Origin of the sequence: Paeniglutamicibacter antarcticus, from assembly GCF_039544305.1 — a bacterium.
GTDB lineage: Bacteria > Actinomycetota > Actinomycetes > Actinomycetales > Micrococcaceae > Paeniglutamicibacter > Paeniglutamicibacter antarcticus_C.
This window is the reverse complement of sequence record NZ_BAABLK010000005.1, coordinates 43,848-60,894: the sequence shown is the minus strand read 5'-3', so window position 1 is coordinate 60,894 and position 17,047 is coordinate 43,848. Positions and strand designations below refer to the sequence as shown.

The following is a 17,047-nucleotide window of genomic DNA, read 5'->3' as shown; positions in this document are numbered from 1 at the left end:
CTCAGGGCCTAAACGGACTCAATCCTGCAACGATTCTTTTTCGCGCAGGATGAAGCGCTGCAATTTCCCCGAGGGCGTCTTGGGAAGCTCGGTGACGTAGCTGATCCGCCGCGGGTAGGCATGGGCCGCGTAGCGGTCCTTGACCAGGCGCTGCAGCTCGGCGGTGAGCTCCTCCCCGCCGGCGGCCCCGTCCTTGAGGACCACGTAGGCCACGAGCACCTCGCCGCGCAATTGATCAGGGACACCGATGACGGCGGATTCAAGGACCCAGGGGTGTTCGGCCAGCACCGACTCGACCTCGAAGGGGCCGATGCGGTAGCCGGCCATGATGATGACATCGTCATCGCGTGCGGAGAAGAAGATGTAGCCGTCTTCGTCCATGGTCCCGGTGTCCCCGGTGAGGTACCAGCGGCCATCGGAGGAATAGCGCTCGGCGGTGCGCGCAGGGTCCCCGGAATAACCGTTGAACCAGAGCATGGGGGATGTGGGCACGTTCAGCGCGACCCGTCCGCGGGTTCCGGCAGGAGCACATTCGTCCAGCTCCGGGAACAGCCCGCAGGCAGAGTATCCGGGCATGGGTCGGCCCATGGAACCGGCCTTGATCTCATCGATCACTTCCGGGGCCCAGCCGTTGATGATGCACATGCCCATCTCTGTTTGTCCGTAGTGGTCGCGCACCGGTATCCCGAAGACCTCCTGGAACCAGGTGATGGTGGTGGCATCGAGCGGTTCCCCGGCCGAGGAGGCCTTGGAGACCTTCAGCCCGGGGGCGCCATCGGGCTTTGACGCGCGCATGGAGCGCACGATCGTCGGGGCTGCGGCGAAGTTGGTGACGTTGAACCTCGCAAGGACTTCCCAACACAACTCGGCACTGAAACCGGCCTTGAGCAAGAGGTTTTGGTGTCCGGCATAAAGCGGGGCCAGGATCCCGTAGTACAGCCCGTAGGCCCATCCCGGATCGGCCACGTTCCAGAACGTGTCCCCGGCACCGACACAGAGTCCGTAGCGGAAGTAGGTTTCGAAGGCTTCCAATGCGCGCACCGGGACAGGGACGCCCTTGGGCGTCCCGGTGGTTCCTGAGGTGAAGATTTCCACCAACGGGTCATCGATCGATCGTGTTGCCGGGGTGAACCCGGTGGGCTGTAGATCGAGTTGGGCCACCAGTTCCTCGGTGCCCAGCACCGGGTAGGGCAGCGAATCGAGCTTGTGGGACTGGGATGCATCGGCGACGACCAGTTTTGCGTTGGCCCCGGCAATCCTGACCTCGATGGCGGGAGTGGCAAAGGCGGTGAACAGCGGGACGTGCACGGCGCCCAGGCGCCAGAGCCCGAGCAGGGTGTAGAGCAGTTCGGCGCTCTTGCCCATGAGCGTGGCGACTCGGTCCCCGGGCTTGATGCCGCGGGAGGCAAAGAGCGCCGCAGCCTGTTCGGAGCGGGTCTTCAGCGTGGCATAGGTGAGGTCGACAGAGCACAGGTCCGCATCGATGACGGTGAAAGCGATGTCTTGGCCCGGGTGCCTGTCGCACAACAGCACGGCCGGCTGCACATCGCGCGGCAAGGTGGAAAGAACTGAAATATTGAACGACTGCATTAGGACCCACCTTGGATGACGATGCGCTGATTGCTTCCTGTGAGCCAAACTACCAGCGAGGGGAAGCCTTGCCTGATTCTGGTGAAGCTACTTGCGCCGACCTGCCACCAAGGAGGTGAGCATGACGACCGCGGTGACCGTATTGACTGCCGGCCAGGCACCGAGCTTCTTGGCCAGCGGGTGTGAGGCACCGAAAGCGGCAAGGTAGAGCCCGGTCAGCGCGGCCGCCTTGGGCGCTCCGACGTTGTTTTTCCATCCCAGGAACGCACCGGTTCCCGCGGCGGCGAGCACGGCGCCGCCCAACGGGCGGTTCTTGGTGGCGCTGGCGGTGGCGAAACCGCCAATGAGTCCGGCTCCGGCCAGGGCAGAGGGCAAGAATGACATGGGTGAAAGTTCTCCTTTTTCTTCCAGCCTAACCGCTGAGACCTCCGGTGCACGGGGCTCCGGGTTCGGGGGTCTGCGGGCCCTGGCGATACTTTTTGACGAAGACGTCAATGCGCGGGTCATCCACGGAGTCCACGCTGAGTTGCTCACCCCACGCAGTGAGCTTGATCTTGGCGCCTTGCTCCGGGTACGGGGACATGAGCATGTAGGTCTTCTCCCCGATGTCCCGCGTCAATGTGGTCTTCTCGGCGTCCGAGATCCCGTCGTAACTGACCCAGACCGCACCGTGTTCCAGGGAATGGACGGCGTTATTTTCCGGCACCGGTTGGTCGTAGATGCCGCAATTGAGCCACACGGCGTTGTGGTCTCCTCCGATACCGGGCTTTTGGGGGTAGGTGACCTTGGTGCCGACATGCTCGGACGAGGCAACCTCGTAGTGCTGCACCCCTTTGATGGGCGCTTGCGCAGCCGCTGCCATGTCGGATTTTTCCTGGGCAGCACCGGTGAGCACCACGGCGGTGGGGATGAGAATGGCCAAGGCCGCGGCGGCAATCACCGAGATCGTGAGGAGTTTGGTGCGTTTTTCCTTGGTTTTTTGCTTGGCGAGGAGTTCTTGGGCTTCTTGGCGCTTGTCCATGGGTGTGGCTTTCCGTTAGCTCAGCTCGGCAAGAAGCTGGGTCTGGGCCGAGATCTCGGCTTGTTGGGTCATGACTGTCTTCTTGGCGAACGCGCTCACCATGGGGTTTCCCCCGCGCTGCAGGTAGGCGTCCGCCATCTGGATTCCGCCTTGGTGGTGGTTGATCATCAGACGCAGGAACAGGCGGTCGGCTTCGGCGCCGCGTGATGCGGTGAGCTTGTCGATGTCTTCTGAGCTGGACATCCCCATGGAGGCCATGGTGTGCGCATGGTCGGGAGTGGTCTTCGTGCCTCCGGTGTGCGTGGCGTCCTCGGTGACCGGCTCGTTCATCCACGCCATGGATTCCCCGGTCTGGGACAGGCCCCAGGTCTCAAGCCAGCCATGCATCTGCCCCGCTTGCTGCTGTTGGGTCAGCGCGATGTCGTAGGCCATCGAACGCACCGCCGGGTTGCTGGAGTGATCGCGGATGATCATGGACAATTGCACGGCCTGTTGGTGATGGGTCTGCATGTCGCGGGCAAAGCCCGCCTCGGCCGACGTCTCGGAAGGCAAAGCGCTGCGTGGGCTGGCGGAGCCAAGGATCCAGCCGCCGGTGGCCATGGCCAGCATGAGGGCCACCACGGCCAAGACCAGCGCGCGAGAGGTTCTGGGTACTGACATATTGGGTCCTTGGAACGAAGGGTAAGTGGTGTGCACCGATAGGCTGCGCGGAGTGTGAAGCAGGTGGGAAACCGTGCCCTACGTGTGCGAGATGTCCAACGCGTGCAGGTCAGGGGCTCGTGCATGCCGGGGATAGGCGGCAACGGAGCCTTCCAGGAGTGTTGCCGGGGCCGCGCCGGGATCGCATTGGTGCCTCTTGGGGAAACCGGTGGGGCACTGGGAGATCCCGGTCGCCAGCACTTTCGCCGCCCCGGCGTCGAGGTGGCTGGTCGCGGGTGAAACTGAGAGCGGTGCGAGCCCCTGGCACAACGGAAGCATGACGGCCAGTCCAAGCATTCGTTTCATGTCTCCCGCCCTTCCAGGTCCGAGGTCTATGCGCTGGCCTTAGGAGCCAACAATATAAATGCAGGTTGTGGATTGGCTGTGACCCAGCTGCGCTGATGCCAATTGGTGCACAGCGGTAGGGCAGCGCCGTGCTTCGCGGCATAGGGTTGGTGGATGGAAATCGTTCAACGGTGGTGGCAGGCAGTGCTGGCGGGCTTTGGCGAGGCCGAACCGCTGGTGTTGACGCCCCTGCCGGTGCTTGGCCTTCTGGCCTTGTGCGTGGGGCTCACGGTTCCGCGGGCCTCCTGGCGCATCTTCGGGCTCTATGTCACCTTCGTCCACGAACTCGGCCATGCCTTCGCGGCGCTGGTGACCGGGCGGTTCGTCCACGGACTGAAGATCCGGCTGGATCATTCGGGTGAAATGGTCAGCAGCGGAAAGCCGGGATTTTCCGCGGTGTTCAGTGGATTCTGGGGATACCCGGCACCGGCGGTGGTGGGACTTGCGCTGGTGGCCTCGACGTATTTCGGCCATGCGTCCGCTGCGCTGTCTGTCGGGGCGCTGGTATTGCTGGTTTCGCTGCTCTTCCTGCGCAACTGGGCGGGCATCGCCATCGCCTTGGCATCGGCCCTGTGTGCCCAACTGCTGGTGGTCTTTACTCCGCCCGCAGCCACCAGCTGGGTGGTGCTGGGCCTGGGTCTGATGCTTCTGGTCGGGGGTTTGCGCGACCTCTTCAAGGTCATTGGTGTCCACACCCGCCGGCGAGAGCTCATCGCCTCCTCCGATGCCTACCTGCTCGGACAGCGCAGCTGGCTCCCGGCATGGTTTTGGCTGCTGGGCTTTATCCTTGTGGTCGGTAGCTCCGTTGCACTCTCCGGGTGGCTGCTCACCTTGATGATGGGCTAAATCCTTCGATCCCCTCAAATGGCTGCCGGTCTCCGGTAGGTTGAGAATCACACTGAATCACCGTTTTGCCAAGGCAAGGAAAGGTGTCGGATGGGAGTCCACCGCTGGATGCGATCCGGAGAGGAACTCGCCATCCACCTCATGCAACCGCGGCGCCTGCATTCGGTCGTGGTGACCCGCAGTGCGCGTCGGGAAACAGCGGGGTTTGACGCCGAGGCGATCTACGAGGAAATCAAGGACTGGGCCGAGGTCATTGTCGTTTCCTCCGGCCGTCTCACCTATGAGCTGCGCGATGGCCTTCCCTCCGGGTGGGAGGTCTTCGGCACCGCGGCCCGGGTCTACCCGACGGGAACCGGCGCCCACGGGGTCCCGCCGGGCAAGCCGCATGTGGTCCGTGCCGGGGACTCCATCACCCGGCTCAGCACCGAGCTGATCGATGAGGTCTTGTTCCTGCCGGATCCACGGACCTTGGTGACTTCCACGTCCCCGAGGCCCGGGCCCGGGGCGCGGGCTGCGGACCCCGTACGTGCCGTCGGCGCCCCGGGAACACTCTCGGTGGGTACCGGAAACCATCCCATGCTGGTGACCGGTGTGGTGACGGGTTTCAAGGACCAGGGGTTCACCGCATTGATTGCCCTGGACAACGGGGCAAACGCCGAGATCCACAGCGATGACATCTACTCCCGGGTCCCGATGGGATGGATGCTGGAAACCGGGGCACGGGTTGCCGGGGTGCACGAACCCGGCGCCACAAAGCTGTCCATCGGGGAATCGTTGCTTCACCCGCGCCTGTTGCAGCATTATTCATGGGACCAGGTCGTACCGTGCTTGGTCGTTGAGGCCGGCAGGGAATTAGCGGTGCTGGTTCCGGTGCCGGGGGAGAACATCCTGGTGAGCCGCGCCGATGTCTCCTCCAACGAACTTGACGACGTAGACTCCTTGCTCGCCCCGGGGCAGGTCGTTGCCGCGCGTCTGGTCAATGCCGCCGGTGTGCGCAAGCTCGTGCTGGTGGATGTGGATGACGATGAACCCATCGCCGTTGCACCGTCCCTGCTGCACGGCGGGATCCCATGGCTGGTGATTGACCGGGACCACGTCTCGGAACCGGGGGATCCACCGACCATCAACACACCCGCGGGCCTGCCGGTGGTCGCTTCCCCGGAAAAGCAACGGGAGGCCCTGCGCAGTGCGCTGTTGCAGATCGATGCGCTTAAGTCCGAGGCCAGGGTCTTGCGCCAGGCGCAGTCGGGAACCACCGCCAACGAGCTGGCTTCGGCGATGGGGCAAAAGGACCGCTATCGTGCCGAAAACACCAAGCTGCGCACCCTGTTGCGCAACAAGTCCGAGGCGCTGAACCAAAACCAACGCATCGCTCGCAAAAAGGCCCGAACGACCGAGGGCACCCCGTCACAGGACGCAAGGGACAAATTCACCCACGTCGATGAGGCCCTGCGCCATGAGCTCTATCTGGAATGGGTCCAACGAATCCCGGCAAACGAGAAATCCGTGTATCCATGGAACCCGGGTTTTGTCGTTGGCCCGAAGTTCGCTGCCTCGTTCTACACCCACGGTCCGGCGTTGCGCGGCAAGGCCCTGAAGGCACTGATCCAGCTGCTGACCGGTCGGGCCGAGAGGATGGCCGCGCGCGAAGTGCATCCCAAGCGCACTGGCCCCGGAGGGGAAGACCCGCAATCGATCCGGGAGGACGGGGCCACGTGTTGGAGGATGAGTGTGGAAAGCGGGGTGGCTGCGGCCCGCCGGGTGCATTACTGGAAGCTGCCCGATGGCCGGGTCGAACTCCACGAGCTCGTCTCCCACGACACCTATGAACTGTGAACGACGCCGTTGTTCGATCCGCCCTGGCGTGTGCTCTGCAGGGGCGCCGGGCCAACCGGCGGAGGCAACCGGTCGGCCACCGATCCGCAGACGAAGTGCCAGGCCAAGGCCGAGCGGATCGACGGCTCGTCGACACCGTAGGTGCGGGCGATTTCCGCAAGCGTCCATCCTGCGGTCCGTAGTTCCATGAGTGTTGGATAAGCCGGCGTCATGTTGCCCACCGTCCCCGCCTCCTTGCTGCCTTGTTGCCTTGCGCGATAGGACAAGTGAACTACACGGGCCAGACGATTTGGCGCCGGCACGTGAAACGGCACGATGGCGGACGCGCACGAAAAAGTCCGGTTCGCCTAGTGTTGGTGGCAGAGACCGCATTGCACGCCCAGAAAGGCCAAGCTATGGCTATCTTTGAATACACGACACAACTGCCCTATCCACGTGAAACCGTTTTTCGCTGGTTCGCCCGGCCCGGGGCGCTGACCCGGCTCACGGCGCCTTTCATCGGAAGCATCACACAGGAGCCGGACGACGGGCTGGCCGTGGGCTCGCGCGCCGTCTTGTCGATCGCTGCGCCCGGGACCCTGGGCACCGGGCTGGCCGCTGCGGTCGGAACGGCCTCGGCCGCGGTGGGGCTGCCGAGTTGGGTGCGGGCCGAAGTCCCTTGGCATGCCAAGCACATTTCCTTGAACCCGGGACACGACTTCACCGACATCATGGAATCGGGCCCCTTGGCACGGTGGGAGCACCAGCATTTCTTCGCCGACGATTCGAATGCGGACCTCCCGGGAACAACCATGCGTGACGTGGTGGAATTTGAGTTGCCGGTGGTCAAGCGACTGCCATGGAAGCAACCACGCGAGGCAATGGAGCGTGCCCTGAAACAGCAGCTTCTCCAGGTGTTCCGTTACCGGGAACGGATGATCCGGGCGGACCTGGCATTCCATGCCGGGTATCCGGGTCGGGCAATGACGATTGCCGTGGCCGGGGCCTCGGGGATGATCGGCACCCAGCTCTGTGCGCTGCTGGGGGGCGGAGGCCACCGGATCAAGCGGCTGGTCCGCAACCGCGAGCAGGCCAACGGCCAAGACATGGTTTTCTGGGATCCGGGGCGCGGGGTCCTTGATGCCGAGGAGCTGCGTGGGGTGGACGCCGTGGTGAATCTTGCCGGGCACACCATTGGCGGACGGTTCACCGACGACACCAAGGAAAAGATCCTCTCTTCCCGGGTGCTTGGCACCGGATTGCTGGCCCGGACACTGGCAGCCCTGGCTGAAGACGGAAAAAAGCGCAGCTACATCGTGGCCTCGGCGATCGGCATCTACGGCGCGAACCCGTCCGGGTCCGCCAACGGGACACTCCTCGAGGAAGACTCGGCACCCGGAACCGATTTCCTGGCCGGGGTCTGCCAAGCCTGGGAGGATGCCTGCGCTCCGGCCGCCGAGGCCGGTGTGCGCGTGGTGAATGTGCGCACCGGACTGGTCCAGTCCCCAGCCGGCGGCATCTTGCAGCAGATGTTGCCGCTCTACGCCCTTGGCCTGGGCGGTCCGCTTGGCTCGGAGGCCTGGCAGTCTTGGATCGGCATTGACGACGTCGTAGGGATCTACGGACACGCGTTGTTCACCGACACGTTGGCTGGAGCGGTGAACGCCGTGGCGCCAACACCGGTGCAAGCCAAGGGGTATGCCAAGACGCTTGGCAAGGTGGTGCGCCGCCCCGCGCTTCTTCCGGTCCCGGCTTTTGGGCCCAAGCTTCTTTTGGGCAAGCAGGGCGCCGAGGAACTGGCCTTTGCCGACCAACGGGTCTCTAGCACGAAGATCGAAGAAAGCGGCTACCGGTTCCGCCAGGCGGACCTGGAATCAGCTCTTCGCCACGTGCTGGGCCACTGCTAGGTCTCGGCCGGGGCTAGCTGCCGGAACCGTGCCGTCTGCCGGTCACGTAGGCTCCGATGGCGCCCAATGCGCCGGCCAGCAGGCCCCATGGGATACCGGGACCGGTATGATCAACGTCCGGATGCGCGTCCCCGCCGGCCCGCACCCGCAGTGCGCGGGCGTCGTCATGGTCATCGAGCAGTGAGATCTTGGCCTTGACGATTCCGCTCTCGTCCCGCGCAGGCAGGGCCAATGTGTCTTCCACGGCCAGTCCCTGTCGCAGTTCCCTGGCGCGCTCGAGCTCCGCATCGAGTTCGGCTCCCAGCAGCAAGGAGATATTGGCCAGCCAGATCCAAAGCAGCAGGATGATGACCCCGGCCAGGGCACCGTAGGCGCTTTGGTATTTTCCGAAGTTTGCGACGTAGTAGAAGAAGCCCGCGGTGCTCAGCCCCAGGACCACCAGGGCACCCAGGGACCCAGCCGAGATCCAGCGGAATTTCGGCTTGCGGATGTTCGGGGTGAAGTGGTAGAGCAAGGCGATGGCCAACACGGCGATCAGCAGCAGGACCGGCCACTTGGCAATGTTCCACACCTGCAGTGTTGCATCGCCGAGCCCCAGGATGTCCCCGATTCCCTTGGCGATGGGACCGGAGAGCACCAGGATTGCGATGGCCAGCACCACCAGGCACACGATGACCAGCGTCAGCAGGTACATCTGTGGCCGCAGCTTCCAAATCGGGCGGCCTTCATCGATGGCATAGGTGCGGTTCTGCGCCCTGCCGAACGCGCCCACGTAAGCCGATGCGGACCACAAGGCGCCGAGCAAGCCAAGCACCAGCGTCCATCCTGCGCCTGTTCTCTCACCGAGTTGCTTCAACAGGCCTTCGGCGGTATCGCCGAGTTCCTTGGTGCCGACCTGGGTGAGGGTGTCCACCATCAGTTCCCTGGCCTCGGGCCCGGCACTGATCAGCGAGAGTATCGAGAGTATGGCCAGCAGTCCGGGGACCAGCGAAAGCACGGCGTAGTATGTCAGTGTGGCGGCCAGGTCGGTGACCTTGTCGCGCAAAAACTCACGGACCGTTCTTTTCAGGGCATAAAGATGTGAATCCTTGCGTAGCTTTGAGTCGCCGTGTTGTGCCTTCTCCACGAGGGAAGTCACCTTCTTTCTGCAAGTGGGGCTCGGTTCTTTTCTACCTTACGGCTCCGCACACTCAGCGCAAGGAACGTGAGGCCCGGAACGCGTCGGCGGCCAGCAGGACAAGGGCCAGGATGATCGGTACGTAGGTGAACGCGTCCCTGGCAAAAAGATGTTCCCCCATCATCACCGCGGCAACCAGCAGCAGGATCGGTTCGACGTAGCTGAGCAATCCGAAAACCGAGAGGGAAAGCACCGATGCGGCCCCCAGGTAAAGGAACATGGCCAACGCACCCAATACGCCGATGGCGAGTATCGACAGTATCTGCCTTCCCGGCGTTTCGCCGCCAGGAAGCTGCACGCCGGTGAGAATGAAGTAGACGGCCAACGGGGCCAGGAACAGGATTTCCAAGGTGAAAGCGGCATTGGATTCAAAACGAGCCCGGCGTCTGGCAACGAAGTAGAGCGGATACCCGAGGCAAATCACTAGGGTGGGCCACGCTAGGCCGCCGGCAAAGATCAGCTGGTGACCGACACCGATCGCTGCCAGCCCCACGGCGATCTTCTGTCCTTGGGAGAGCCGCTCGGAAAATGCCATACGCCCCACCGCCACCATGAACAGCGGGAGCAGGAAATAGCCAAGGGATGTCGCCAAGGCGTAACCGTTCATCGGTGCGTACATGAACAGCCAGAGTTGGACACCGACCAGCAAACTGGCGATGACACCGTAGAAGAGCAGGCCAGGCCTGGCCTTGATGCGCCCAAGCAGCGAAATCATTTGAGCCCGGCGGGCCGGAACGATGGCGTAGACCGGGGCGACGATCAGTAGCGTCAACACCACCCGCCACCCGAAGACTTCAGGGTGCCCGATGCCGCTTAGGGAACCGGAGACAAGGAAAATGGTGGCGAACAGTGCTGAGGCAATAAGCGAGGCAAGGACGCCGCGATTCATCGATGACGCTCCGGCTCTTCTCGACTGACTGGGATTTTTAGTCTAGTCGAGCCGGGAACGGGGTCCGCATCAGACTTCGAGCCTGCGACGCACGAAGGAGGAAAGCCAATCGACCAGGATGATCAGGACCAGGACCACCATGATCTGGGTGAGCATCGCATCGAACTGGAAGGACTTTATGGACTGGTTGATCAGCAACCCGATGCCGCCTGCCCCGACCAGCCCGAGCACCAGCGAGGAGCGCACGTTCACGTCGAAGCGGTAGAGCAGCAAACCAACGAACTGGCCCAACACCATAGGCAACGCGGCATGGGTGACCTGTTGCAGGCGTGATGCCCCGGAGGCGGCCAACGCCTGCTGAGGACCGGAGTCGGTTTCCTCCATCGACTCGGCCCACAGCTTGCCCATGACACCGGTGTTGTGGCAAATCAACGCGAGCACCCCGGCAAAGGGACCAAGCCCGACGGCCGTAACGAAAACCAGGGCGAAGACAATGTCGGGAACCGCACGGAAGAATGACAGGACGGCACGCGAGAGCTGGTAGGTGATCCGGTGCGGGGTAGTGGAGCGCGAGGCGAGCACCGCCAGCAGCAGCGCGCTGGGGATCGAGAGCGTGGTGCCGAGCAAACCGATCCACAACGTCACGATGGTGGCTTCGAGAGCGGGGGACAGCACGGAGTCCCAGTGAAGATCCGGTGGGAAGGCATCGGAGAGGAAGGCGGCCATGCCCTCGGCGCCGGATGCCAGCGCCCCGAGTTCGAATTCGGTGCCGCGGAAGGCGAAGACGTGCAGGATGAGGAACACCGCGATGGGGGTGGCGATCGAAGTGATCCGCCATCGGGAGTTCGGGATCTTGGGGACCACGAGGGTGGGGGCCGACGTGTTCATGCAGCTGCTCGATTCGGTGTGTAGAGGCGCCTCTGCATGGATGTGTCCAGCCCGGAGATGTCCCCGGCGTATTCGATGCGGCCATTGACCAGCCCAATGACCTCATCGGCGTGGCGCAGTGCCAGGTCAGGCTGGTGCAGCACCGCGGCAACCGCCAGGTTTTCCTCGTGGGCGAGTTGGGCCAACAGTGCCATGACTTCCTCGGCGGCCCGCGGGTCAAGGGCAGAAACTGGCTCGTCGGCCAGCAGGACGCTGGCGCGCTGGCACAGGGCGCGGGCTACCGCCACGCGTTGGGCCTGGCCGCCGGAGAGCCTGCCGGCCTTTTCGTGGGCACGGTCCGACATCCCGACCCGGGCCAGGGCAGCCATCGCTTCCTCCTTCAGCTCGCGAGGGAAGAACATCGGGCTGATCGAAGCGGCACCGCCGTATCGCCCAAGGGCTCCGGCGCAAACGTTTTCCAGCGCGGTGCGACGCGGTACCAGGTGGATCTTCTGGAACACCATGGCCATTGGGGCCCGTGCCCGAGCCAACCCGGAACCGCGCAAGGCGGTCAGCTCGGTCCCGTCCAACCTGATGGATCCGGCGTCGGGGGACTCCAGTCCCATGACGCACTTCAGGGTCGTGGATTTGCCCGAGCCGTTCGCACCCAGGAAGGCAACGACGGAACCGCGTGCCAGGGTGAAGCCGACCCCATCGAGCACGGTGCGCCCGGCAAAGGACTTGGTGAGGTTTTCCACCTGAAGGATCGGCTTCCCGGAACCGTGGGCAGGGACCAATCGGGGCAGCGGAAGGTGCATGGTGCTCATTAGATGTCCTTTTCCGTCAGGCCCATGGTGTGGGCGAGGTCGAAGAGCGGGGCGTAGGTGTCCTTGCTGACTTCGATCAGCGGGCCGGCCGGTGTGACGTCAAGGAACTTGCCGACGGCCTCGATGTCGCCCGGGGCCAGGTTCAGCAAGGCGTCCTTCACCGCTGCCTTGAACTCCGGGGCGGCATCGGCCGAGACCGTGATCGGGTCATTGGGGATGGATTCGCTCTGCCAGATCTGTCGGAAGCCGGACTTGTCGAAGTGACCGGATTCCTGGGCGCTGGCCAAGGTCTGGGAGTTGATCTGGGCTGCATCGACAGTACCGTTGGCCAGGGCCAGGAGCGCCTCGGGGTGCCCGCCTGCGTAGTTCATGCTCAACTCGTCCTCGGAGATCCCCGCCTCCTTCAGCCCATATCGGGGCAGCACATCCCCGCTGGTGGAACCGACCGAGCCAAGGGCAAGGTCCTTGCCGTGAAGATCCCCGATGGATCGGATGCCGGAATGCACCGGTACCCAGATGCCTGCGGTGTAGGAGGAGATTTTTCCATCTGCGGTTCCGAAGGACACCAGCGGCTCTGCGTTGGCCTTCGTGGATGCGAAGACGTAGCCCATCGGGCCGAACTGCCCCAGATCGAGTTTGCCGTTGCGCATGGACAGCACCTCGGCCGCATAGTCCTCTACGACCTGGACCTCGATGGAGCAGTCAAGTTCCTCACCCAAGGCGGAGGCCAGGACCTGATAGGCCGGTTCGAGCTTGGACGGGTCTTCGAAGGGTTCGATGCCGAACTTCAATTCACCGGTGGGACAGAAGCCGTTGGCGTGTGCCGGGGCCTGGGGGGACGAACAAGCAGTCAGGGAGAGCGCGGCAATGGCGGCCACGGACAGGGCGAGGGTGCGTGAGGGTTTCATGCTGTGGATGGTCCTTAACGTGCGGGGGTGGCGTGGGGTAGGGAGATGGGCATTGCGTTGAGGTTTGCCTCGGCCAGGCCGAAGGAGATGGTCATGCCGATCCCGCTGGTCACCGTGACCAGCGTGATCGAGTCGCTGATGTCACTGACTAGCAGCGGGGCGACATCGGAGGAGGCATAGATGCCCTGCCACCGTTCTGAGGTCGCGAAACCCTCCACATCGAGCAGTTGGGCAGCGGCCCCCAACAGCAACTGCGTCGTCGGCTCGGCGAGGAACGGGTCCTGGGTGAGGTCGTGGGAGTGGGAGTCGCCGAGCAGCAAGGTGCCGTCAGGGCGCTGGGTGAACATCACGTTTGCGTCGATCTCTAGCAGGTCGGGGCGGGCTTCGGTCAGTTGGGCACGCAATGCGCTCGCCGAAGGCAGGTGGGTGAAGGCGTCGTAGCGCAGCATCGAAGTTGCGCTGAGCACGGCAGGGATGATGGTGCTGCCCTCAGCCGCGGGAGCAGCCGTCATCTGCAGGGCGCAACGCTTGATCCGGTGCTCGGCAGCCAATGCAGGGAACAGGTAGTCCACGTCGTGGCCGACACAGATGAATACGTGCTGCGCGATAAAGGTGCCGCGGGTGGTGCGTACCTTGGTGCTGCCCGCGCCGTCCTGTTCAAAGCCCAGCGCCGCTGTATTGAAGGACACCTGGGCGTTCCCTTGGGTGTTCAACCAGGCGGCAAGGCTGCCGACGGTGGAGCGCGGGTCCACGCGCAGGTCATCCGCCATGAATGCGCCGCCAAGGATGCCCTTGGTGCTTCTGCGGCCGAGCTTGGCCCTGACAGCCTCGGCATCCAACACCATGATTTGTCCGGCTGGGCGGGACGCGGAGAATTCGCGCAGCAATTGCAGTTCGGTCTCGGTCGCGGCGACCACCAGGGCGCCGGACTCAATGGCCCAGAACCCGGCCTTGGCGGCGAAGGCGAGCCAGTGCTTCCTGCCGGCCTGCGCCATGTCGTGGAGCTCACCATGCTGGGCGGTGATACAGGCATGGCCGAAGTTTCGCACCGAGGCGCCCACCGCACGGTGGTCGCGGTCGATGACGGTGACGCTCAGGCCTCTCTGCTGGGCTAGTGCTGCGTGGGCCAGGCCGATGATGCCCGCGCCGACAACCAGGACATCGGTACTTGCCACCGGTTCTTCGGTGGCTTCGGGGTTCGTCTTGAAGATGTTCACGGCATTGATACTTGCCGTCTCGAAGCCAGTGGCGCAAGCCGGAACGGCACTTGTTCAGACAAGTTCATCAACGGTTCATTTTGTCGATAAACCGTTGTTGACCTGTTCATTTGCAGTTCACCAAATTCCCCGGAATGCCAATGTTTCCACTTGTATGCTCAAGTACGTGCCGTCAATAACCCGTGAACCCATCCACCAGCGCCTGAGCTGCCTGTTCCGCCAAAGGATCTCCCAGGGAGAATGGACCGAGGGCAGGGCGCTGCCCAGTGAAGCGCAGTTGTGTACCGAGAACGGGGTATCGAGGGGAACGGTGCGCCAGGCATTGGCCAGCCTGCGCAGCGAAGGACTGATTGCGGGCAAGCGTGGCAAGCCCCCGGTGGTGGCCCGCCCGGTTCCTTCCCAACCGTTTGCTACCTTCATGTCCTTTTCGGAGTGGGCCCATTCCCTGGAGCGAGTGCCGGGACAACGAACCTGGGAGATCGCGCGACGCACTGCCGGTGTGGAACTGGCGGCAAAAATGCGTATCGAACCAGGGGCCCCGGTCGTCCAGGTTTTGAGGCTGCGCCTGCTGGATGGAACCCCGATCATGGTCGAACGTAGCAATTTCATTGCGGAAGCAGGTGATGCACTATTTGATTTTGATACTGACAGCGGCTCGATCTTTGGCCACTTGTCATCCTTGGGCATCGAGTTGTCCAGGGGGAAGCATGTGATCGATGCCGTTGGCGCCGATGACACCGATGCCCGACTTCTGGGAGTGCCGGCGGGCTCATCGCTGTTGCGTGAGTGCCGGCTGACCTACAGGGCGGGAGGTCGCATCCTTGAATGCTCTGATGACAGATACCTGCCGCGGCTGGCGAACTTCGTCATCGAAAACACCCGAGAGTCCGGGGCCGCCCTCGTGCGCGTCCCATGTCCGGATCCCTTGTGTCACCCGAATGAGAACAACCAACGTAAGGCAGAAAACAATGATTGAACTTGTCGTTTTGGACATGGCAGGAACCACCGTCGACGAACACGGGGATGTGTACCGTGCTCTGGAGGACGCGGTCACCGCGACCGGTGCCAGTGTTGATCGGGCGGACCTGCAAGCCTGGATGGGCGCTGACAAGGCCGAGGCCATCGCCGCCTTGATGGAGCTCGGGGGGATCAGGTCGGATCCAAGGATTGTGGCGAAGCAATTCGATATTTTTCGCCAACTGTTGGCCCTGCGCTATGAGGCAAATCCGCCCGTTGCCTTGCCGGGAGCAGAGGAGGCCTTGCGGGTTCTCAAGTCCCGGGGCATCAAGGTTGGTCTAACGACTGGATTCTCACGTGGGGTTGCGACGCCGATCCTGGAAACCCTAGGGTGGGGGATCGGTAAAGGGCAATTGCTCGATGCCGTGGTCACCAGTGATGAAGTGGCAGCCGGTAGGCCCGCTCCGTACATGATTCACCGGGTCATGGAAGCCACCGGAGTCCATGATGTGCGCAACGTCATCGCTGGCGGAGATACGGTAGTGGACCTCAAAGCCGCCAACAACGCCGGCGTCCAAGAGTTAGGCGTCCTCACCGGGGCGCTTGGCCGCGAAGCTCTCGAACAGCATCCACACAGCTGGGTACTCGAGGGCGTCAAGGACCTTCCCAAGGTCCTTGGATTGACACTAGTCAGCCAATAGGAGTCTCTTTTTGGTAACGACGCCTCGTGGTCGAATTTCGAGACCTTGGTCGGTTTTATACGTGAAAAATTTTATTTCAAAGTCTGACTTGGGACAATGTAAATTGTTTGTTTGTTCGGCTTGACTTGGACCCGGGGTAGTGTCGTACGGTCATCAAGTAACGTTTCTATAACAGCAGGTTACGGAACACGTCACAACTACCACCGGATATCCAGCGTTGTCCATTACGGCGGTAGCCACTCGAACGTCGATTGCGACGCCGGACGACGCCGCTACGATGGTCCTGGACGACTTATGCGGAGGATGGCACTGGAGAAACATGATCCAGCAGAACACCAAGAACAAAAGCATTCGCCTCGGTGCGGCTACCGTTGCAGCCATCGCCTTGGCTGGGGGAGCCATGGCCATGTCGGTAGCACCGGCATCGGCAGCCAACACGAGCACTTGGGACGCACTGGCACAGTGCGAATCGGGCGGCAACTGGGGCATCAACACCGGAAACGGCTTCAAGGGCGGGTTGCAGTTTACGAACTCGACCTGGAAGGCATTCGGCGGTAGCGGAAGCGCCGCCAACGCTTCCAAGTCAGAGCAGATCCGTGTCGCCGAGCGCGTCAAGGCTGGCCAGGGCTGGGGCGCATGGCCCGCATGCTCCTCCAAGTTGGGGCTCTCCGGAGGCAAGGGATCGGTGGCCAAGAGCTACAAGCCCGTTCCCAAGACGACGAAGTCTGCTACCCCGCAGAAGACGAAGTCCTCGAGCTACAAGTCCTCGAGCTACAAGCCCTCGACCTACAAGTCGAACTCGGCCAAGACGTACAAGACCAAGTCGGTCCCGGCCAAGAGCTACACCTCCAGCGGCAAGCGCGCAGCTGCCCCGGTAACCAAGGCACCGACCATCAACGTGAACGTCAAGGACTCGGGCAAGAACTACACCGTCAAGTCAGGGGACACCATGTTCAAGATTGCCCAGGCCCAGGGCCTGAGCAGCTGGCAGAGCCTGTACTCCCTGAACCAGAACGTCGTTCCTAACGCCAACGTTATCTTCGTTGGACAGACGCTGAGCCTGCCTACCAAGTAATCCGGTCCCTCCCAAGAGCGGACGAACGGCCAAGAGGGCTGTTTCATGGTCAACCCCCCAAGGTGGCCATGGAACAGCCCTCTTGCTTTTTCATCCCTGGGCACTGTCGCGACCACCGCACCATGGAGCAGCGGCAGCGATTATGCCCGCGGTGGGACTGGGGTGTGACCGAATCCCGGTCTTGCCAAACGAAGGCGTAAGATCTG

Annotated in this window: 18 protein-coding genes; 6 read left to right on the top strand and 12 right to left on the bottom strand. The window is 63.0% G+C overall.

Translation table 11 applies throughout. The annotated features are described in order from the left end of the window. Positions 1-18: 18 nt before the first annotated feature. From ABEA12_RS01230 to ABEA12_RS01210, 5 genes are all read right to left on the bottom strand, one after another. Positions 19-1,590, bottom strand: a complete 1,572-nt coding sequence (locus ABEA12_RS01230) for an AMP-binding protein (RefSeq protein ID WP_210101843.1) — start codon at positions 1,588-1,590, stop codon at positions 19-21. A gap of 87 nt (positions 1,591-1,677) precedes the next feature. Continuing rightward, on the bottom strand, positions 1,678-1,974 hold the full coding sequence (locus ABEA12_RS01225) for a hypothetical protein (protein ID WP_210101842.1): 297 nt from the start codon (positions 1,972-1,974) through the stop codon (positions 1,678-1,680). A gap of 28 nt (positions 1,975-2,002) precedes the next feature. Next, a complete protein-coding gene (locus ABEA12_RS01220; protein ID WP_210101841.1) occupies positions 2,003-2,611 on the bottom strand; it encodes a thioredoxin-like domain-containing protein in 609 nt (202 codons plus the stop codon). 15 nt (positions 2,612-2,626) lie between these two features. Beyond that, positions 2,627-3,271, bottom strand: coding sequence for a DUF305 domain-containing protein (locus ABEA12_RS01215; RefSeq protein ID WP_210101840.1), 645 nt, complete (start codon positions 3,269-3,271; stop codon positions 2,627-2,629). A gap of 78 nt (positions 3,272-3,349) precedes the next feature. Continuing rightward, the gene (locus ABEA12_RS01210) at positions 3,350-3,616 is read right to left on the bottom strand and encodes a hypothetical protein (RefSeq protein ID WP_210101839.1); all 267 of its coding nucleotides are present in this window, start codon (positions 3,614-3,616) and stop codon (positions 3,350-3,352) included. 153 nt (positions 3,617-3,769) lie between these two features. Between ABEA12_RS01210 and ABEA12_RS01205 the strand changes: the two genes are divergently transcribed. Both ABEA12_RS01205 and ABEA12_RS01200 read left to right on the top strand, forming a co-directional pair. Next, positions 3,770-4,501, top strand: coding sequence for a M50 family metallopeptidase (locus ABEA12_RS01205; protein WP_210101838.1), 732 nt, complete (start codon positions 3,770-3,772; stop codon positions 4,499-4,501). Between the two features lie 90 nt (positions 4,502-4,591). Continuing rightward, on the top strand, positions 4,592-6,337 hold the full coding sequence (locus ABEA12_RS01200) for a hypothetical protein (RefSeq protein ID WP_210101837.1): 1,746 nt from the start codon (positions 4,592-4,594) through the stop codon (positions 6,335-6,337). Here the strand turns inward: ABEA12_RS01200 and ABEA12_RS01195 are convergent. Continuing rightward, complete coding sequence (locus ABEA12_RS01195; protein WP_210101836.1) at positions 6,325-6,558, bottom strand: hypothetical protein; 234 nt, start codon at positions 6,556-6,558, stop codon at positions 6,325-6,327. The two genes, ABEA12_RS01200 and ABEA12_RS01195, sit on opposite strands and share 13 nt — an antisense overlap. A gap of 174 nt (positions 6,559-6,732) precedes the next feature. On the opposite strand from ABEA12_RS01195, the gene ABEA12_RS01190 reads away from it, so the two are divergent. Then, complete coding sequence (locus tag ABEA12_RS01190; RefSeq protein ID WP_210101835.1) at positions 6,733-8,223, top strand: TIGR01777 family oxidoreductase; 1,491 nt, start codon at positions 6,733-6,735, stop codon at positions 8,221-8,223. Positions 8,224-8,236: 13 nt separating this feature from the next. Here ABEA12_RS01190 and ABEA12_RS01185 read toward each other — a convergent pair whose 3' ends face one another. The 6 genes from ABEA12_RS01185 to ABEA12_RS01160 all read right to left on the bottom strand — a co-directional run bounded on the left by ABEA12_RS01185 (position 8,237) and on the right by ABEA12_RS01160 (position 14,108). Continuing rightward, positions 8,237-9,349 carry a YihY/virulence factor BrkB family protein gene (locus ABEA12_RS01185; protein WP_210101834.1) on the bottom strand — a complete coding sequence of 371 codons (1,113 nt, stop codon included), beginning with the start codon at positions 9,347-9,349 and terminating at the stop codon, positions 8,237-8,239. Between the two features lie 64 nt (positions 9,350-9,413). Beyond that, positions 9,414-10,289, bottom strand: coding sequence for an EamA family transporter RarD (gene rarD / locus ABEA12_RS01180; protein ID WP_210101833.1), 876 nt, complete (start codon positions 10,287-10,289; stop codon positions 9,414-9,416). A gap of 69 nt (positions 10,290-10,358) precedes the next feature. Beyond that, a complete protein-coding gene (gene phnE, locus ABEA12_RS01175; protein WP_210101832.1) occupies positions 10,359-11,177 on the bottom strand; it encodes a phosphonate ABC transporter, permease protein PhnE in 819 nt (272 codons plus the stop codon). Continuing rightward, positions 11,174-11,983 carry a phosphonate ABC transporter ATP-binding protein gene (locus ABEA12_RS01170; protein ID WP_345465903.1) on the bottom strand — a complete coding sequence of 270 codons (810 nt, stop codon included), beginning with the start codon at positions 11,981-11,983 and terminating at the stop codon, positions 11,174-11,176. Before ABEA12_RS01170 ends, phnE begins: the two co-directional genes overlap by 4 nt. After that, on the bottom strand, positions 11,983-12,891 hold the full coding sequence (locus ABEA12_RS01165) for a phosphate/phosphite/phosphonate ABC transporter substrate-binding protein (RefSeq protein ID WP_210101831.1): 909 nt from the start codon (positions 12,889-12,891) through the stop codon (positions 11,983-11,985). Before ABEA12_RS01165 ends, ABEA12_RS01170 begins: the two co-directional genes overlap by 1 nt. Before the next feature lie 14 nt (positions 12,892-12,905). Beyond that, complete coding sequence (locus tag ABEA12_RS01160) at positions 12,906-14,108, bottom strand: TIGR03364 family FAD-dependent oxidoreductase (RefSeq protein ID WP_210101830.1); 1,203 nt, start codon at positions 14,106-14,108, stop codon at positions 12,906-12,908. Between the two features lie 154 nt (positions 14,109-14,262). Between ABEA12_RS01160 and ABEA12_RS01155 the strand changes: the two genes are divergently transcribed. The 3 genes from ABEA12_RS01155 (at position 14,263) to ABEA12_RS01145 (ending at position 16,841) form a co-directional block, all read left to right on the top strand. Next, positions 14,263-15,084: a GntR family transcriptional regulator gene (locus tag ABEA12_RS01155; protein ID WP_210101829.1), complete on the top strand. Its 822-nt coding sequence runs from the start codon at positions 14,263-14,265 to the stop codon at positions 15,082-15,084. Then, complete coding sequence (locus tag ABEA12_RS01150) at positions 15,077-15,766, top strand: phosphonatase-like hydrolase (protein ID WP_210101828.1); 690 nt, start codon at positions 15,077-15,079, stop codon at positions 15,764-15,766. Before ABEA12_RS01155 ends, ABEA12_RS01150 begins: the two co-directional genes overlap by 8 nt. 319 nt (positions 15,767-16,085) lie before the next feature. Beyond that, on the top strand, positions 16,086-16,841 hold the full coding sequence (locus ABEA12_RS01145; protein WP_210101827.1) for a transglycosylase family protein: 756 nt from the start codon (positions 16,086-16,088) through the stop codon (positions 16,839-16,841). The last annotated feature ends 206 nt before the right edge of the window (positions 16,842-17,047 follow it).